At 63.3% G+C, this 17,399-nt stretch carries 14 protein-coding genes; 5 read left to right on the plus strand and 9 right to left on the minus strand.

Translation table 11 applies throughout. The features are described from left to right. The first annotated feature begins 5 nt into the window (after positions 1–5). Together F812_RS0116355 and F812_RS0116360 are read left to right on the plus strand one after the other, a co-directional pair. Positions 6–1,280 carry a beta-ketoacyl-ACP synthase gene (locus tag F812_RS0116355; RefSeq protein ID WP_020087068.1) on the plus strand — a complete coding sequence of 425 codons (1,275 nt, stop codon included), beginning with the start codon at positions 6–8 and terminating at the stop codon, positions 1,278–1,280. Between the two features lie 187 nt (positions 1,281–1,467). Further along, entirely contained in the window at positions 1,468–2,757 is a 1,290-nt protein-coding gene (locus tag F812_RS0116360) for a porin (protein WP_020087069.1), read from the plus strand. 102 nt (positions 2,758–2,859) lie between these two features. Here the strand turns inward: F812_RS0116360 and F812_RS0116365 are convergent, their stop codons facing one another. From F812_RS0116365 to F812_RS24280, 7 genes are read right to left on the minus strand one after another with little or no spacing between them, the layout of a single operon-like run. Next, on the minus strand, positions 2,860–3,855 hold the full coding sequence (locus F812_RS0116365) for an FAD:protein FMN transferase (protein WP_020087070.1): 996 nt from the start codon (positions 3,853–3,855) through the stop codon (positions 2,860–2,862). Beyond that, complete coding sequence (locus F812_RS24275; RefSeq protein ID WP_020087071.1) at positions 3,855–4,370, minus strand: nitrous oxide reductase accessory protein NosL; 516 nt, start codon at positions 4,368–4,370, stop codon at positions 3,855–3,857. The genes F812_RS0116365 and F812_RS24275 overlap by 1 nt, the downstream gene beginning before the upstream one ends. Then, positions 4,367–5,191 carry an ABC transporter permease gene (locus F812_RS0116375; RefSeq protein ID WP_020087072.1) on the minus strand — a complete coding sequence of 275 codons (825 nt, stop codon included), beginning with the start codon at positions 5,189–5,191 and terminating at the stop codon, positions 4,367–4,369. The genes F812_RS24275 and F812_RS0116375 overlap by 4 nt, the downstream gene beginning before the upstream one ends. Beyond that, positions 5,188–6,114 (minus strand): ABC transporter ATP-binding protein, encoded by a 927-nt coding sequence (locus F812_RS0116380; RefSeq protein ID WP_020087073.1) that lies wholly within the window; start codon positions 6,112–6,114, stop codon positions 5,188–5,190. Before F812_RS0116380 ends, F812_RS0116375 begins: the two co-directional genes overlap by 4 nt. 7 nt (positions 6,115–6,121) lie before the next feature. Further along, complete coding sequence (locus tag F812_RS0116385) at positions 6,122–7,456, minus strand: nitrous oxide reductase family maturation protein NosD (protein WP_156827466.1); 1,335 nt, start codon at positions 7,454–7,456, stop codon at positions 6,122–6,124. Positions 7,457–7,461: 5 nt separating this feature from the next. Next, positions 7,462–9,399 (minus strand): TAT-dependent nitrous-oxide reductase, encoded by a 1,938-nt coding sequence (gene nosZ, locus F812_RS0116390; RefSeq protein WP_020087075.1) that lies wholly within the window; start codon positions 9,397–9,399, stop codon positions 7,462–7,464. Then, on the minus strand, positions 9,392–11,668 hold the full coding sequence (locus F812_RS24280) for a NosR/NirI family protein (RefSeq protein WP_156827467.1): 2,277 nt from the start codon (positions 11,666–11,668) through the stop codon (positions 9,392–9,394). Before F812_RS24280 ends, nosZ begins: the two co-directional genes overlap by 8 nt. Positions 11,669–11,912: 244 nt before the next feature. Between F812_RS24280 and F812_RS0116400 the strand changes: the two genes are divergently transcribed. Next, positions 11,913–12,611 (plus strand): Crp/Fnr family transcriptional regulator, encoded by a 699-nt coding sequence (locus F812_RS0116400; protein ID WP_020087077.1) that lies wholly within the window; start codon positions 11,913–11,915, stop codon positions 12,609–12,611. Positions 12,612–12,739: 128 nt separating this feature from the next. Then, positions 12,740–14,005: an NnrS family protein gene (locus F812_RS24285; RefSeq protein ID WP_020087078.1), complete on the plus strand. Its 1,266-nt coding sequence runs from the start codon at positions 12,740–12,742 to the stop codon at positions 14,003–14,005. A gap of 12 nt (positions 14,006–14,017) precedes the next feature. Here F812_RS24285 and F812_RS24290 read toward each other — a convergent pair whose 3' ends face one another. Next, positions 14,018–15,187, minus strand: a complete 1,170-nt coding sequence (locus F812_RS24290) for a L,D-transpeptidase family protein (protein WP_198011215.1) — start codon at positions 15,185–15,187, stop codon at positions 14,018–14,020. Positions 15,188–15,309: 122 nt separating this feature from the next. After that, on the minus strand, positions 15,310–16,650 hold the full coding sequence (locus F812_RS24295) for an amino acid ABC transporter substrate-binding protein (protein ID WP_198011216.1): 1,341 nt from the start codon (positions 16,648–16,650) through the stop codon (positions 15,310–15,312). 365 nt (positions 16,651–17,015) lie between these two features. Here F812_RS24295 and F812_RS0116420 point away from each other — a divergent pair, with 365 nt between their 5' ends. Then, positions 17,016–17,258, plus strand: coding sequence for a hypothetical protein (locus F812_RS0116420; protein ID WP_156827468.1), 243 nt, complete (start codon positions 17,016–17,018; stop codon positions 17,256–17,258). Positions 17,259–17,399 lie beyond the last annotated feature (141 nt).

The following is a 17,399-nucleotide window of genomic DNA, read 5'->3' on the forward strand; positions in this document are numbered from 1 at the left end:
TTGCCATGAGCAGCGTATACCAGGACAGCAAAGGCCGCCCCCTCGTCGCGGTCACGGGCATGGGCCTTGTCACCTCGCTCGGCAGGGGGAAAGCCGACAACTGGGCGGCTCTCTCGCAGGGGAAATCAGGCATTCGGACCATCAGCCGCTTTCCCACAGAAGGACTGCGGACCACCATCGCCGGAACCGTCGACTTCATGGAAGTCGCACCCTACTCGGCGGCGGCCTTGTCGGCGGCCATGGCACTCGCCGCAGGCAGCGAGGCGATCGAGCAGGCCCGCATCGGATCGAAAGCGGCCTTTCCAGGACCGCTCTATCTGGCGACACCGCCGGCTGAGATCGAATGGCCGCAACGCCGCGCGCTCTATGATCAGGCCGCCGGCTCGGAAAGGGGCTACAAGCGCCTGCTCGCCGCCGCACGCGCAGGGAACTGGAGCGAATTGCAGTCGCTGTGTCAGTTCGCAAGCGTCGCCGAACGTGTTTCGGGCGAGCTCGGCACGCGGGGACTCCCTGTCTCGATATCGACCGCTTGCGCATCCGGAGCGACAGCCATCCAGCTCGGCGTGGAAGCTATCCGGCGAGGCGATACGGACGCGGCTTTGTGCATCGGAACCGACAGCTCGGTTCAGATCGAGGCGTTGATCCGGTTCTCTCTGCTGTCCGCGCTATCGACCCGCAACGATGCGCCCGAGGCCGCCTCACGCCCCTTCTCGAAAGAGCGCGACGGCTTCGTGATGGCCGAGGGCGCGGGCGCCCTTGTACTCGAATCCTATCAATCCGCTGTTGCCCGCGGCGCGGAGATCCTGGGCGTCGTGCGCGGATGCGGCGAAAAAGCCGACGACTACCACCGCACCCGCTCCAAGCCGGACGGCACGGCCATCATCGGCGCGATCCGCAACGCCCTTCTGGACGCGGGCGCGGCACCGGAGGAAATCGACTACGTCAACGCCCACGGCACCAGCACGCCTGAGAACGACAAGATGGAATATCTGTCGCTCAAAGCCGTGCTCGGAGACCACCTTGCTTCAACGCCGGTCAGCTCGAACAAGTCCATGATCGGCCACACGCTCTCCGCATCGGGCGCCATCGAGGCCGTCGTCTCGCTACTCACCATCCAGAACGGCTTTTTGCCGCCCACCATCAACTACGCGCCGCCCGATCCGGAAATCCCGGTCGATGCCGTCGGAAACCAGGGGCGCGCGGCGAACGTCCGTACCGTCCTGTCCAACTCGTTCGGATTCGGAGGGCAGAACGTCTCGCTGCTCATCGCGGCAGCATGATGCGCAGGCCTTGAACATTCTGAGCCAAATCAGAAAACGCCTGTTGTTTTTCGATATGCATATGCCTTTTCTTGATCTCCGATACGTCAGTACAGCGCCGATCTGGTAGATATTTAGGGATATGATTCGAAATGCGTTCGGCAGCGCCGGGCGCATTCCATCTGGGGGGATGGGAATGTCTTGGCAAATGAAAGCAGTTGCCGCAGCAATCGGGCTGTCGGCAGCCTTCGGCTCGCAGGCCGTTGCCGCCGACCTGGGCGGCTCGTGTTGCGCCGATCTGGAGGAGCGTATCGCCGAGCTAGAGGCCACCACCGCCCGAAAGGGAACGCGCAAGGTCTCGCTCACGATCTCCGGCTATATCGCCCAGGAAATTACTCATTGGGACGATGGCGGCGAATCCAACACCTACATTCACGGCCTCGGCCCCACGCAGACCTCGCACGTCAAGTTCAACGGCCAGGCGACCATCGTCCCGGGCTGGACGGCTGGCTACCTGTTACGGATCCAGGACCTCACCGGAAACGCGTTCTCTGGCGGCGCCAACGCCATCAATCAGTTCAACGCCACCAGGAACGATCCGCCAAACGCGCAGATGGCATTCTGGTATCTGCAGAACAAGGATCTCGGAAAGGTCAGCATCGGACGCATGGCACACGCCGCCAAGAGCGCGGCCATGTTCACAGACGCATCCGGAACACAGATCATCGACAACTACACGTTCCTCGCCGGCTTTCCGCAGCTCATCATCCGCTCAGGCGGCGATCTCAACCCTACGTCTTTGACGTGGGGCCAGCTTGCCTTCTGCTATTCGCAAGCGCTTCCCTTGGGCGGCGACTGCAACGGCATCGTGATGAACGGCGTGCGCTACGACACGCCGACGATCGGCGGTTTCTCCTTCTCCGCATCGTGGGGCGAGGACGACTTCTGGGAGATCGCGGGCCGCTACGCGGGAGAGGTCGCTGGCTTCAAGCTTGCCTTCGGCGTCGGCTACTCCGAAATGCACGACGAGACCACCACGGGCGCGGCCGTCGCACGGGACAAGGATTCGCAGTTCTTCCAGGTCGGCGGCTACGCCCAGCACCTCGCAACCGGTTTGTTCGTGCATGCCGCCTACGGATATGAGGACAACAACGACACGCTGCTGCTGAACGGCCGGCGCGCCAAGAATGGCGAGCACTGGTACGTAAAGAGTGGAATCCGCAAAGCCTGGCTCCCGCTCGGCGCAACCGTCATCTACGGCGACTACGCCCAGTACATCGACCAGCTCGGCCCCGCCGCCCTCGCTCTTGGCGCAACCTCCAGCACGATGGACCGTTTCGGCGGTGGCATCGCTCAGGAGATCGACGCGGCCGCGATGACCGTCTACCTCAAGTACCAGCACTATGAGGCGGATATGAGCGGAGCTGCTCTCTCGCCCGCCGCGACCAATCTCGACGACGCGGATCTCATCAGCCTCGGCGCTCTCATCAACTTCTGAGACCGCCCGGCCGCCGGCGCGCTGCGCGAAAGCAATTAAAAGACCCCGTGAGAGAGCGTAGTCTCACGGGGTCTTTTATTTTGAACCGTCCGCGGAAAAGGATCAGAGCCAGAAGCCCACGCTCTCTCCCTTCGGCACGCCATAGGCACGGGCTCCATCACGCAGCAGGCGGGCGGGGTCCGGAACGATGGAAAGCGCAGTCGACAAGCCATCCGCAATGGCCGCCCGCTCCGCGACGACAGTCATGCTCGCCCATTCGCGCGCCGGAGCGCCGGTCGCCGGATCGAGCATGTGCGTGAACCGCCCGTCTGGATCGAACCGGCAACCGTAGCCGCCGGACGTCGCCACCGCGCCGCCCATCACAGGCAGTTTCTCAATGACGCGATCGGGACTGCGCGGATCCGAGATCCCGATCGTCCAGGCCTCCCCGCCTCCCTTAGGCCCCAACGCCAGCTGCTCGCCCATGTTTACGAGCACACGAGAGAAACCGCGAGCCCTCAGCAGATCGCCCACCTTGTCCGTGATGTAACCCTGCGCGATACCATTGAGCGTCACGGCCATGCCGGACTTGAGCAAGCGAACGCGCCCGCCTTCCATGAAAACGTTCCGCCAGCCCACGAGCGACAATGCGGCCTCGATATCCGCCCTCGCAGGGCCGGACCGCGCCGCCCCTTGCTGGTTGAAATGGCGCGCATAGAGCGCCCAAAGCGGCTGGATGGTCGGATCGAATGCCCCATCGGAACGTTGGGCCAAATCGAGTGCATCGCTCAACAGCACACGAAAATCGGCCGGCGCGTCCTCGAGCACCCCGGTCGCGTTCAGCCGCGCGATGGAGCTCTCGGGATCGAAGAGACTGAAAATGCGCTCCAGCCGCGCCGCTTCCACCAAGCATGCCTCGATTGCCCCATGGGCCTCCGCGGCATCCGAATGCTGCAGCGTGAGCGAGGCTTCCGCACCGAGAACCACACCGCGCCACGTGATCGTTTCGAGCCCCCCTGCACGGCTGAGGCCCGGAAGCAGCAACGAGCCGCCAGCCGCCGCGGCTATCGCGATGAAGCGCCGGCGATCGAGGCGCGCCGAGCCACCCGTAGATGTCATCAGGTCCCTCCACCTTTCTCGATCTCTTCATCCGCCAGCGCGCGGAGAACGCTCTCGTAGTCGGCCACTCGCCCGCCTTCGGCGCTGGCGAACTTCTCCGCCGCGACGCGCCCCTTGAACGGAACCGCTTCGAGCCCTCCCATGGCCGTCTCCTTGCCGCTCCCCACCACGAACCAGGCAGAGCGTGCATCGATCCAGGACTTGGGCGCAGGCGTCTCCCAGCTTCCTTCCGTCATGTCATTCACCCAGAACCCGGCCACGTCCGCATCGCTCACGAGATCGTGGTTCACATAGGTGAGCGCGTCGCGCACGGACGAGAACCAGAACGGATCACCGACGCCCTTGAGAAGGATCTGCCCTTTCGGACCTTGGTGCTCCTTGAGCGTCATGCTGCAATAGAAGCCGGTCGCATCCGGCCCCGGCTCGCGCGGAACCGCCGCCATCTTCGCGCTTTCCTCGCCGCAAGCCGCAAGCGAAAGCGCGAGTCCGAGAACGAGTGTAAGCCCCCGCCTCATGCTTCCCTCCTGCTGAAGATGGCGATGGCCGCCGCCAGCGGCGCCGCGATCCAGGCCACGAGAGAAAGCAGCAGCACCGCCGGCGCGAAGTGCGCCGTGGCCGACAGTCCCGCCATGCCCGAGATCTTGCGAACATTTTCGAACGCGCTGAGGTTGAAGAGACGATAGGCATCCGCCGGATTGAGCAGCAGAAGGCTCGGAAACACCTCACGCCCCATCGCCCCTTTGCTCGCAACCAGGAAACCCATAAGCGCGAGGTCGAACACGATGATGAAAAGAAGCCAGAGACCGACTGCCAGCCCCGCCGCCGTGCTCCGCTCCGTCACCAGGACGCTGATGAGATAGGCGAGAGCCAGGAACGAAAGCCCGAGCAGAACCGAACTCACGAGCAGCGCACCGAACGCTCGCCAGCTTTCGGCATCCGCGCTGCCGGTCCAGGCCGCCGCCGCGCCTGCCGCGCCATAGCCCACCACCGTAGCCACCGCGAGAATGGCGCCATGCCCTAGAAATTTTCCAACGATGATCTCGGTCCGCGACACCGGATAGGTGAGCATGAGGAGCAGGCACCCCCGCTCAGATTCGCCCACGATGGCGTCATAACCGAGCATCAGCGCGATCAGAGGAACCAGAAAAATCGTAAGGCTCGAGATGCTGACCACCGTCGTCGCGAGCGGCTTGACATCGAGGAGACCCGTCGGCGATGAGCCGAGCAACGTCAGTGCGAACGCCAATGCCGCGAGCAGCAGTGTAGCAGCCGCGACCCAGCGGTTGCGCAAGCCGTCCCGGAACTCTTTCGCCGCCAGAATGAGGATGCTGGTCATGATCCCGTCTCCTCGATTGTCACCGACGGCCGGCCGCTGTAGTGCAGATAGAGATCGTCCAGGCTCGGAACCCGCACCTCAATGTCCGAGCAAAGGTCCCCAAACTCTGCGAGCGTGCGCAACAGCGCCATTTTTTGCACCGCCGGACAATCAACCTCGATGCTTCCCCGATCAGGTCCCAGCACCTTGTGATAGGACCCGTTCAAGCCCTGCGCTATCGCGGGCGCATTCCCTTTGATCCGCACGCTTACCGGAAGGTTCGCCTCCGCCCGCAGCACGTCGAGATCACCGAAAGCTGCGAGCTGCCCCTCGCGCAGAATGGCGACGAAATTCGTCTGCGCTTCTAGCTCCGTCAGAATGTGCGACGACAGGATGACCGAGGTTCCCCCGGCCGTCAGATCGCGAATGATCCCGAAGAATTCCTGCCGCGAGACCGGATCGAGGCCGGTCGTCGGCTCGTCGAGCAAAAGGAGCTTGGGCTGCCCGAGCAGCGCTTGCGCCAGCCCGAGCCGCTGACGCATCCCCTTGGAGTACGTTTTCACTCGTCGCTCCGCGGCGTGAAGCAATCCGACGCGATCGAGAAGCGGTCTGACCTCCGGCCATCCGAGCCCCTTGAGCCGCGCATAGAAGGTCAGCGTGTCCGTTCCCGTCAGCTCGTCGTGGAAGGCGACGTTCTCCGGCAGAAACCCGAGCGCGTGCCGGAATTCCTTGCCCGCGCGCGCCGGATCGCAGCCGAGCACGGTGATCTTCCCGCATGTCGGCGTGATGAGCCCCAGGATGAGCTTCATCAGCGTCGTCTTCCCCGCCCCGTTATGTCCGATGAGAGCAAGACACCGCCCTTCCGGAACGGAGAAGCTCACACCGTCCAGAACGGCATGTGTGCCGTACGTCTTGCCCACATTGTCGATCGCGATGACAGCCATGGGAACCTCACATGATGGGCCGCGAATCCGCGCCCGCCTGGGCGGGATCACGGGGCGCTGGCGACAGATCGACGTCCGCCGGCAGGGCGGCCACCCCGGCACCCGGCGTCATGAGCGGATAGCTGTCGATCGCACCGCCTGGATAGAGCGTCGGGAGCTGTGCCTGAACGAAACGCAGCATCTCGAGCGCGGGGCTCGAAACCAAAAGCTTGGCGAGCGGATATTTCCACAGAACCCAATCGACGAGTGTGTTGGGCCGATAGGCGGCATCAGCGATCCCGTCGCCATCGAGATCGAAGGCCGGATTGTCGCTCCAGTAGTTCCCCCGGCCGTTCTTCGACCATTCGTAGACCTTGAGGCCAGTGTACTTCACCTGCATCTCGTTCAGGAGGAACGTGTTGCCGTAGAAGGCATTACTCTCGGAGCCGCCGGTGAAGTGAACCCCCACCCCGCATTGCTCGAAGCGATTGTCGTGAATGTCGTTGCCCGCGGAGGTGTAGATGAACAGGCACTTCTCGCCGGTGCCGAAGATGCGGTTCCCCGCCGCCTCGGACTTGTGGACCGTATGCAGCATGAGCCCATGTTGCAGATCCGAAACCGACACGTTGCGCAGTGCCTTGAGGCCGTTCGAGTACATCAGCGCGAAGCCGACCCGGTTGCGGATCGAAATATTGTCGCTCACCTCGTTGCGGTTAGCGTACATGTAGTGAACCGCGAACCGCAGGCCCTCGAACCGGTTGCCGCGAATGACGTTGTCGTGGCTGATCTCGATGTAGATGCCGTCGCGCCCGGACGTCACATGATTGTCCGCGACGAGCGAGCCGCTGGTGTTCCAAATGTGGATGCCGTTGCCGCGATCGTTGAGCCAGAGATCACTGCGATTGGCGATGCGGTTGTTGAGGACGCGCGCACCCTTGCAGCCATGAAGAACGATGCCGAAAAGATTGCCTTCCACATCGTTGTTCTCGATGACGACGTCGTCAGCCCCCTTCTTGATGAAGATCCCGCTGTCGAAATCCTCACCCTTCTTTCCGGATCCGCGAACGGTTAGGCCGCGCACGGTCGCGCCCGAAGAGACGACCTTGATCGCCGTGCCTTTGCCCCCGGCGTCGACGATGGCTCCCGGTACCCCTTCGACGGCAAGCTTCTTGTCGATGACGAAGGAGCCCGCATAGACGCCGGCTTGAAGCAGGAGGCGGTCCCCGTCCTGCGCCTGCTCGAGTGCCTGGGTGAAGGCCGCTGCATCGGCCTTCACCGCAATATCTGCCGCGAGCACAGGGGGAGACACCGCGAACATCAGACCCGCGACTACACCCGCCAAAGCTCGCAGCTCATGACGCACGAGCGTTAGACTCCCGTGTCCTCGACCAGCATCTGTCCCGACATCTCCATGTGGAGCGCGTGGCAGAACCACTGGCAGTAGTAGTAATGAACGCCCGGCTTGTTGGCCTTGAAGGTGACCGAGGACGTGGCCTGCGGACCGATCTCCATGGCGACGCCGTAGTCGACGATGGTGAAGCCGTGCGTGAGATCGACCACGTCGTCGATGTTGGTGACGAACACCGTCACCTCATCGCCCTTCTTCACGCGGAAGTTCTCGAGGCCGAACGCAGGCGCCGCAGACGTCATGTAGACGCGCACCTTGTCCCCGTCGCGGATCACCTTGTTGTCGTCACCGAGCTTGATGCCGTCCTTCTTGGCCCAGTCCATCGCGAACTTGAAGAACGGGTCGTCCTTCTTCCACACCTCGACCGGATTGAGCTTGGACGCGTGCACGATGGTCGCGTCATGCGGCTCGGCGAAGGTCGGGCCGTCATGCACCAGCACCATCTTGTCGCCCGAGATGTCGATGAGCTGATCGTTCTCGGGCTTCAACGGACCGACGTTGAGGAAGCGGTCCTTCGAGAACTTGCAGAGCGCGATGGCCCACTTGCCGTCGGCCTCCTTGGTCTCGCCGTGGGTGGCGTTGATGTGGCCAACCTGGTAGTGCACGTCGATCTTCTGCTTGATCGGGTTGACCTTCTCGCCGTTGTAGGCACGGATAGCTTCGCCGATATTCCACTTCACGACCTGACTGTCGAGGAAGAGGGAGGTGTAGGCGTTGCCCTTTCCGTCGAAAGTCGTGTGGAGCGGTCCAAGGCCGACCTCGAGATTGCCGACGATGGCCTCCTCGCCCTTGATCTTGCCGGCGAACACGTCGTCGAACTTGTCCCAGTCGAAGATCGTCACCGTGGGCGAGAGCTTGCCGTTGATGACGAGATGCTTTCCGTCCGGCGCGGCGTTGCAGCCATGGGGGCTGTTGGCCACGGGCACATAGACGGTGACGCCGAGTGTCGACGTCTTGCGTCCATCGACCACCTTCACGCCATTGATCTCGGTGTACTTGCCGTCCTTGATCGCTTTCTCGATCGCGGGGATGTTGAACACCACGATGTGATCCTTGTCGCTCGCCGTCATCTCGGCGACCGTGGTGCCTTCCTCCGCGTTGTAGCTCGTGGACGCGATGTAGCGGCCCTTGTAGTCCGCGTCATTGTTGTCCAGGTTGCCGGACACGATCACCTGCCAGGCAACCTGCATGGTATCGCCGTCGATGGCCGAGAACACCGAGCTCCACTTCTTCGGCTCGTCGAGAAGCTTTCCAACATTCGGGATCGGCGCGCGGTTCTCGCCGTTACAGAACACGTAGCCGGTCCTCGGGTAGCGTTGCAGGCGCAGACCGTGGACCGAATGCGCGTTCGGAACCTGGATGATCTTGTCGCACTTCATCACGTCGAGGCGAATGCGCGCGACACGCGAGTTGGCCTTGTCGTTGATGAAGAGGTAGCGCCCGTCGTAGGCGCCGTCCGTATAGGAGGGACGCGGATGGTGCGTATCTCCGTTGATGTACGTCTTCAGCCCGATCGAAGCGAGATACTCGCGACTCTCCGGCGTCAGGCCTTCCGTGAGAACCTGGAGGCTTTCGTTGGTGATGCCCCAGCCCGTGGCGCTGCAATGATTGAAAACCGGTATGCGCATCAGCTCGCGCATCGACGGAAGACCGAGAACGCGCACCTCTCCGGAATGGCCGCCCGACCAGAACCCGTAATACTCGTCGAGCTTTCCGGGCGCGATGGCGACCTTTGCATGCGCATCGCTATCGTTGTCGGCGCGGGCTGTTTCAGGCCGCGCGATAAGAACCGCCGTTCCTCCCGTTGCGAGACCGGCAACGCCCGCGGCCGTCGCCGCCGTTATTCCGGAACCCAGCAGGTCACGCCTGCTCAGGCCTTCTTGATCTGACTTAGACATGACTCTTCTCCTTGGTGCTGTACGTGATCTCGATCGGCGCCGGCGGCTTGGCGGGCACTTGTGCCGGCGCAGCCTGAACAGCATCGCGCTTGGCCGCCGCTTTCTTGCCTCTGCCTTCGCGCTTCATGACGAGCGGCGGGCAGGCGTGATCATCCGAGTAGATGACCTGGCAGTGCATGCAGTAGAGGCACTCGTTGGGATTGATCTCGCCCAGCGGATGGATGGCTTGCACCATGCAGTTCTTGGCGCAGAGCTGGCATTCATAGCCGCACTGCTTGCGCCGCTTCAGCCAGTTGAACATGCGCCCGCGCCCAGGCATGGCGAGCGCCGCGCCGAGAACGCAGAGATAGCGGCAATAGAAGCGCTCGATGAAGAGGCCCGCCGTGAGCAGCGAAAGCGCGAACAGCACAAACCACCACTCGCGCATGAAGCGCAGCAGAACCACCGTCTTGAACGGCTCGATTTCCGCAAGCTGTTCGGCGAAAGCCATGTTCCCGAGCGAGACGCCGAAAAGACCGAGGAACAGGATGTACTTCAGCGCCCACAGACGCTCGTGCACGTAGAACGGCACGGTGATCTGCCGGATGCCGAGGCGCCGCGCCCCGTGATTGAGAAGCTCCTGCAACGATCCAAACGGGCACAGCCATCCGCAGTACGCCCCACGGCCCCAGAAGATCAGCGAGACGGCTGTCGCGCACCACAAGATGAAGATCAACGGCTCGAGCAGGAAATAGTCCCAGCGGAACTCGGTAACGATCGCATTTGCGAAAGTGAGAACATTGACGACGGAAAGCTGCGCCTTTGCGTAGAGCCCGATCCAAAGCACACTGAACAGCAGAAAGGCTGTCCGCAGGCGCGCGAACATGACGGGCTTCTTCACCAGCCAATCCTGGAAGAAGAAGATGCCTGTCAGGATGGCGAGTGAGATCGCGAGAATGACGACGTCCAGCACACGTGCGCGCCAGATCTTCGGCCACAGAGCATCGGCCTGCGCCGCGCTTTCGTGAGCACCCGGATCGGGCGCAGACGCGACAGGCTCCGGTTGCGGCGCTGGAGCCGCGGCGGTCGCGAGGAACCGCTGGGGTGTCTGATAGGAGAGCGAAAAGCTGGTGAACGCCTTGCTGGTGGCGCCTGTCGGCCGCTGCACCAGAAGCTCGAGCCGGAACGGCTTCGTGGGGTCGAACCTGGCCGAGGCAGGCACCCGGAACAACCCAACCTCGCTGAATTCGGGATTGGGTGGCTTGAGGCTGTCGACCCGGCGATAGTCCTTGTCTTTGAACAGGATCGTCTGGTCATCCTGCACGAGCTGGATGCGATCGAAAATACCGCCGCGAACGAAGCCCGAGCCCCGGAAGCTGTAATCGCCGCTCGCCGCGATGATCAGAGCGGACTGTCCAGGCTCGAGCCACGATGCGAGCCGCTTGTAGTCCACCTCCGGCACCAGTGAGCGCCCGATCGTCTCGATATTGAAAAGCCCGAGATGCAGATCGATGAAGTCGGCGTCCGGCACACCGGCACGCGCGTAAGGCTCGGGGCTCCCCACGCCGATCTTCAGAAACTCCGCATCCACGTCCTTGTTGAGGAGATGCAGGCGTCGGACGGAGCCATCCCCGATCAATTGGGCCCAGTCGGCGGGAGTATAGGGTATTTCCGCGAGCACGCTCCGGGCAGCAGGGGATTGCCCGGCAGACGCCCCGGCCGCCGGTGGTGGAAACCCTGCAATCCCCCGCGATTTCGCGACGGCCAGCGCCCCACGCATGACACCGTCGGTAATCACGACCGCAGTCACGGTCGCCCCGGAAATCACATCGACCGATTTCGAGGCGCTCTCCTTGGACATCTCGACGATGTTGCGCCCGGCAAAACGGCCGACGAAGCCGAACAGCTCTTCCGGCGCAATCCCGACCAAGAGGATCGGCTCATGATGCTCGATGACTTTCGCACCGGTGAACACGCCCGCCACATCGATACCCGCGAGAATGCGGATCGGCTTGCCTGAGTAGCCGATGTCGGACGTCTCGAAGACGTAGCCGGCGATCTTACCGCCCTTGAGCGCGGGGATGGCTTTTGGCTTGCCCTCCGCGGGCCCGAATGTCTCAGCGCCGGGGAAGACGTCAGCGGGCTTTACGTCAGCCGTATACGCGCCAAAACCCGCGGAATAGGCAGCCGGCGCGTAACCGAGCGAGGTGAGCAGAAGGGAGGCACAAAGAAGGAGTGCGAAGCCCGGCAGCCCGGCAGATTGGTATCCTCGCAAGATCCGTAACGGCACCGCCGGCTCCCAACTTCCACGCCGCAAGGGCGGCTGCGCGTGATGAGCCCCATAGGTATCGATGGCATCCCCTGAGATCCTTAACCGGGGTCAAGGGGGCTAGCGGTTGATTGAGCTGCGAGACGCTGGCACAAAGCAGGGAGAGAACAAAAAGTGCTAGTGTGCGAGGCTATTGAGCTGCGGCGCGAGGCACGGAGCAGCAAGGCCCCGATCCCCGAGGGGCATCTCCGGAAGAGCGAGGAAAATGGATCCGACAGACTGGCAAATCGTCCGCTCGACCCCGCTCTTTGGCACCATGCCGCAAGAGGTTGCAGTTTCCGTCATCGGCAACCAAACCGTGACAGTCCACCGAAAGGGAGAAATGCTCTTCCAGCAGGGAGAGAGCGCGAACTCGTTCTTCGTGGTCCTTGATGGGTGGGTGAAGCTCTATCGCGTCACGCCCGACGGCGCCGAAGCGGTCGTCGGCGTATTCCGGCGCGGCGAGACCTTCGCGGAAGGCGCCATGTTCATCGGCGGGCGCTATCCCGTCAGCGCCGAGGTCGTGACCAGCTCGCGGCTTCTGCGGATCGACGGACAAACCTTGCGACGCCGCATCCGTGAGCAGCCGGATCTTGCCCTCTCCATGCTGGCTTCCTCGTCCTATCACCTGAAAGCGCTCGTCGAGCAGATCGAGCATATCAAGCTTCTCTCCGCACCCCAGCGCATCGCAGATTTTCTATTGCGCCTCTGTCCGGTGCGCGAAGGCGGCTGCACCATCGAGCTTCCCTACGAGAAGGCGCTGATCGCCAACCGCCTCGGCATGAAGCCCGAAAGCCTCTCGCGCGCCTTGGGAAAACTCCGCCCGCTCGGCGTCAGCGTGGACCGCGAAAACGTGACGATCGTCGATATCGCCCTGCTCAAGCAGTTCATCGAGTCGACCGAACGCGGAGACGAAGGCTTCTGAGCTGGCACACGCGCCCCGGTTGACCCCGGTTAAGCAGCCCCCTGCGACAAAGCGCTAGCGTGAGCGCACCAGTCATGAAGCAGGGAGACCGGAGAAGCCATTCGGTTTGTTTCCGGCGCATGCCACAGATGACGTTCTCACCCGTTCCCCATCCCTCGCAACGGCTCGCGCCGAGCGGCGCGCGTCCCAGCTTCGATGCTTTCTTCTCATACGGATTCCGGCCGTTCTTTCTCGGCGCGGGCATCTTCTCCGCACTGGCAATGGGCATCTGGACGATCTGGATCGCGCTTGCGGCCGGAGGCGGCGCGCAGGACTGGCTGCCGGTTGCGGGATCGCCGTTCGCCTGGCACGCGCACGAAATGGTGTTCGGCTTTGCGGGCGCCGCGCTTGCCGGCTTCTTGCTCACGGCCGTGCCCAACTGGACAGGCGGGCTACCCCTCTCCGGCCTTCCACTTGTCGTGTCATTCGCGGCCTGGCTGGCCGGGCGCCTCGCCATGGGACTGTCCGGCACCATTCCCTATGCCCTCGCGGCCACCATCGACGTTCTGTTCCTACCCCTGATCGGAGCCTTCGCCGCGCGCCAGCTTCTCGTGAAGCCGATGCCGCGCAATCTCGTCTTCCTGGCCATCATTGCGGCGCTGACGCTCGGAAACGTGTCATTCCATCTGGCCAACGCCGGATATATAGATGCCTCTCCGTTGTCCGCGGTCCGCTTCTCGATGCTGCTGGTCATTACGATGACGGCCATCATCGCCGGCCGCATCGTGCCCGCCTTCACCCACAACTGGGTGCACATTCACAGCCCGGCGAGCAGGCTGCCGAGCCGCATCGTCTGGCTCGACGCCACCTCGATCCTCTCGATCGTAGCCTTCCTACTGATCGACGCATCCGGCATTTCAACCATACTGGCTGGCCTCGCAGCCTTGATCGCTGCCGGACTCAACGGCGCGCGCCTCGCGCTGTGGCGCGGTGTCGAGGCCCGCAAGGAGCCCATCGTCTGGATCCTGCATCTGGGTTACGCCTGGATCGTGATCGGGCTCGTTCTGAACGCGATGGCAAATTGGACCGATCTGGTGACGAGCGCCATGGCGAGCCATGCGTTCGGCACCGGCGCCATCGGTACGATGATCCTTGCCGTGATGAGCCGCGCCTCGCTCGGCCACACAGGGCGCCGCCTCATCGCGCCGCCCCTTGTGGTGTGGTCCTATGGCTTGGTCACTCTGGCCGCGCTGCTGCGCGTTATGGCGCCGATGGTGCCCCCCGAGCTTACCAACGTCTTCCTCGGCGCGGCAGCCATGGCCTGGATCGCGGCGTTCGCCCTCTTCACGTTCGTCTACGCGCCGATCCTGACGACGCCGCGCGTCCACACCAAGGTGATGCGCGCGAGACCGTAGTGCGAACGGCTTCTAGGGCGCCACCGGCATGTTGAACGTGCGCGACGCGATATCCTCGCCGGGATCGAACGCCGAGTCGTCGCGGTTATAGAGATCGTTGCGGAACTGAACGTTGCCGTTCTCGGCCCACGCGGTGAGATAGATGAAGTGCACAGGCACGGGCCGCGCAAGCTTGATCGTCTTGGCACGACCTTCGGCGAGCGCCGCCTCGATCCCCGCGCGGCTCCATCCGTCCTGCCCCGCGAGAAGCCAATCGGCCAGATCCACGTAGCGTTGCACGCGCACGCAGCCCGCGCTGTTCGCCCGCTCGTAATAATCGAAGAGGTTCTTCATCGGCGTATCGTGCATGTACACGATCTGCTTGTTGGGCATGTCGAAGCGGATGAGACCCAGCGCATTCTGCGGTCCCGGGTCCTGCCGGAACACGTAGCGCTCGGCTTCGGGCCCCCACCAGTTGACCATCGAGGGATCGATCTCCTCGCCGCCGAACGTCGAGAACACGCGGATGCGCTCCTTGTAGAGATAGGAGGGGTCCTTTCGGACCGCAGGAATGAGCGCGGCTTTCGCGATCGACCCGGGCACATGCCAGAAAGGATAGATGTTGAGGGCTTGCAGCGTCGCGCTGATGGTGGGCGTCGGCGTCGCGCGTTTCCCTGCGATCGTTCTGCTCGTCAGCTCCACTTGCCCGCCGTTGAGCGCCTGCAGTTCGAAGCTCGCCGAGTTCATGAGAACCTGCCGCGGAGCCGAAAGTTTCGGCAGCAGCTCCTGCATACGCGCAAGATTGAGCTGAAGCTGGCGCAACCGCGTCTGGGCCGGCACGTTGAGCGAGCGCTGCGTGATGCCGTACACGATCCCCGTAGGCTCGAGCCCGTTGCGAAGCTGATACCGTTTGACGCCCGCCTCCAACGCCGCGTCGAACAGATACGCATCGCCGCCGCGGCGCATGTCCCCGGTCATCTCGAGATGGCGGCGAACGATGGCGACGTTCGCGTCGCTATCCCCGGGCCGCAACGTAATACGGGCGGGCAGCATCGGCCATCCGCCAGCGGAAACGATCGCCTGATACTTCGCAATCGCGCCCTGAAGCTCCTGGATGCCGGCCGGGCTCACCCAGGGAACGGTGCTGGGCTCCGGCGGCAACGTCCGCTGCCGCTGCGCGGCGGCCGGATGGGCAGCGAGCATCGAGACGCACGACACCGCAGCCAACGCCCAAACGACGCGGAGAGCGGAAGCACGAAACCTGGAGACCGGGATGAGACGCATAGCAAAGCCTGACTTCGAGACCTGTGGGGAGGTGAAACGCATCACCACATGGGCGGAGCGGACAGGATGCCGCCGCGCTTCCACAGCGCGTTGAGCCCACGATCCATGCCGAGGGAGCTTCCCTTGCCGACATTGGCCTCGAACATCTCTCCGTAGTTCCCGACTCCTGCCACGACATCGCGCAGCCAGGTTCGTTTGAGGCGCAGCTTCTCGCCGCTGGCACCCGCGCCATCGACGAGCCGCTGCGCATCGTCGCTCAGAGAGCCCGCGCCGGAAGCCGCCGCCTTGTCCAGCCCCACCTCCTCCGCGTTCACGAGACCGGCAAGCGTCCAGCGCACGATCTCCGTCCACTCCTCGTCACTCTTGAGCACGGCCGGGCCGAGCGGCTCCTTGGAGATCACCTCGGGCAGGATGTCATGCTTTTCCGGCTCGGAGAACGAAGCGCGATCCGAGAACAGTGCCGAGCGATCGCCCGAATAGGCATCGCATGCGCCGCTGCCATAGGCTTTCAGCATGTCGTCGCGCGTCGGGAAGGCCTGAACCTGCGCGTCGATGCCCTGCGCCTTGAAATAGTAGGCCATGTTTTTCTCGGTGGTCGTGCCGGATTCCACGCAAACCTTCAGTCCCGAAAGCTGGTGCGCGGACACGAGCCCGCGCTCGCTGCCCGTCATGAACCCCTGGCCATCGAAATAGAGAATGCCGGCAAACCTCAGGCCCATCTCCACCTCGCGCGACATGGTCCAGGTGGTGTTGCGCGAGAGAATGTCGACCTTCTGGCTCTTCAGCGCGTCGAAGCGCTCGTTGGTCTCGAGCGGCACGAAATCCACCTTGCTCGCATCGCCGAATACCGCCGCCGCGAGCGCATGGCAGAACTCGACATCGAGCCCCGCCCAGCTACCAGCGCCGGTCTGCGCTGCGAAACCCAAAAGCCCGGTGTTCACTCCGCACAGAACCTTGCCGCGCGAGCGAACCTCGTCGAGTTTCGACGCAGCGGACGGTAACGCGGCAGTGACGATAGAAGCTCCTTCGGCAGCGGACGCAGGAGCAGGCTCCGTGACCTGGGTAGGCGGCGGGTCGGCCGCCGGAGCGGGAACAGCCGGAGCCTGCGCAGTGGAGGATGCCGCCTGAGGCTGTGTCCCTTCCGCGGGGGCCGCCGCCGCGTCTTTTTTCTGGGCAGCGTCCGCGGCGCGGCAGCGGCTCTTCGGCACCACAGTGAAGTTGCCTGCGCCGTCGCCATCGGACTTGCACGTGCACGGTCCCTGTGGCCCGTCGCGAAGCGCGCACAGCCTGTATCCTGCGCTGGCGGGCCCGGCAATTCCGGAAAGAAAAGCCAAGACCATCGCCGCCTGTGCAGCGGCTACGGTTGCACGTCGTCTAAGCATAGGTCTCAAGCCCCGTCTGGCGCGGCACCTGCGGTATCCCCCGACCGTATGGAGGATCGCCCGTGCCACAACTTCGATAGATATGTCAGGCAGTTCGGCGTGAACGCCAGCTCGCGGGGCAACCTTAGAACGGATGAGCGACGACGCGCTAGTGGACTTCCGGAAGTAAGGCACAGCCTGCGGCCACGCAAAAGCCCGATAAGACGGGCCTCGCTGGAGGCAGAGAAGCGATCGACAATGAGAGGGGGACACACACCGGTATTCCTGATAAGTTGCATATATTGGCGGTCGCGAGATTGGGAGCCGCCTGACGAGAGTGCATCCGCGATATGCGCCTCCCCTCTTTCGAGCGGCTGGAGTGGGCGATGCAGTTTCTATCCTCCGATAGGTTCGATTCCGCCACCAAGGACCTCCTTCGCGATGTTCACGAAAGCGTCGTGAAGCAGCTCGATGTCCAGTTTCCGCATATGTCGAACCGGGACGGCGTTCTGAACGCTCTGTGCGAGGCCATTACGAGCCTCGCGGCGGCGGGCCAGCGCAATCGTGATGCGCTGGAAAGGTATGGGCTGCACCAGGCGTCCCTCAACGCCATCGGCTCTACGCCCTAGGCCGGTAAATCGGCGACCGGGCGCCGGGCCGCCTCCACCTTCGAAACCAAGATGTTCGAAGTCATTTGCCCACGGCCTTTTACAGAATATTTTAGCGCTAGCCTGTAACACACCGAAACATCGCAACGACCAGGCCCGTAC

Origin of the sequence: Hyphomicrobium zavarzinii ATCC 27496 (genome assembly GCF_000383415.1) — a bacterium.
GTDB lineage: Bacteria > Pseudomonadota > Alphaproteobacteria > Rhizobiales > Hyphomicrobiaceae > Hyphomicrobium_C > Hyphomicrobium_C zavarzinii.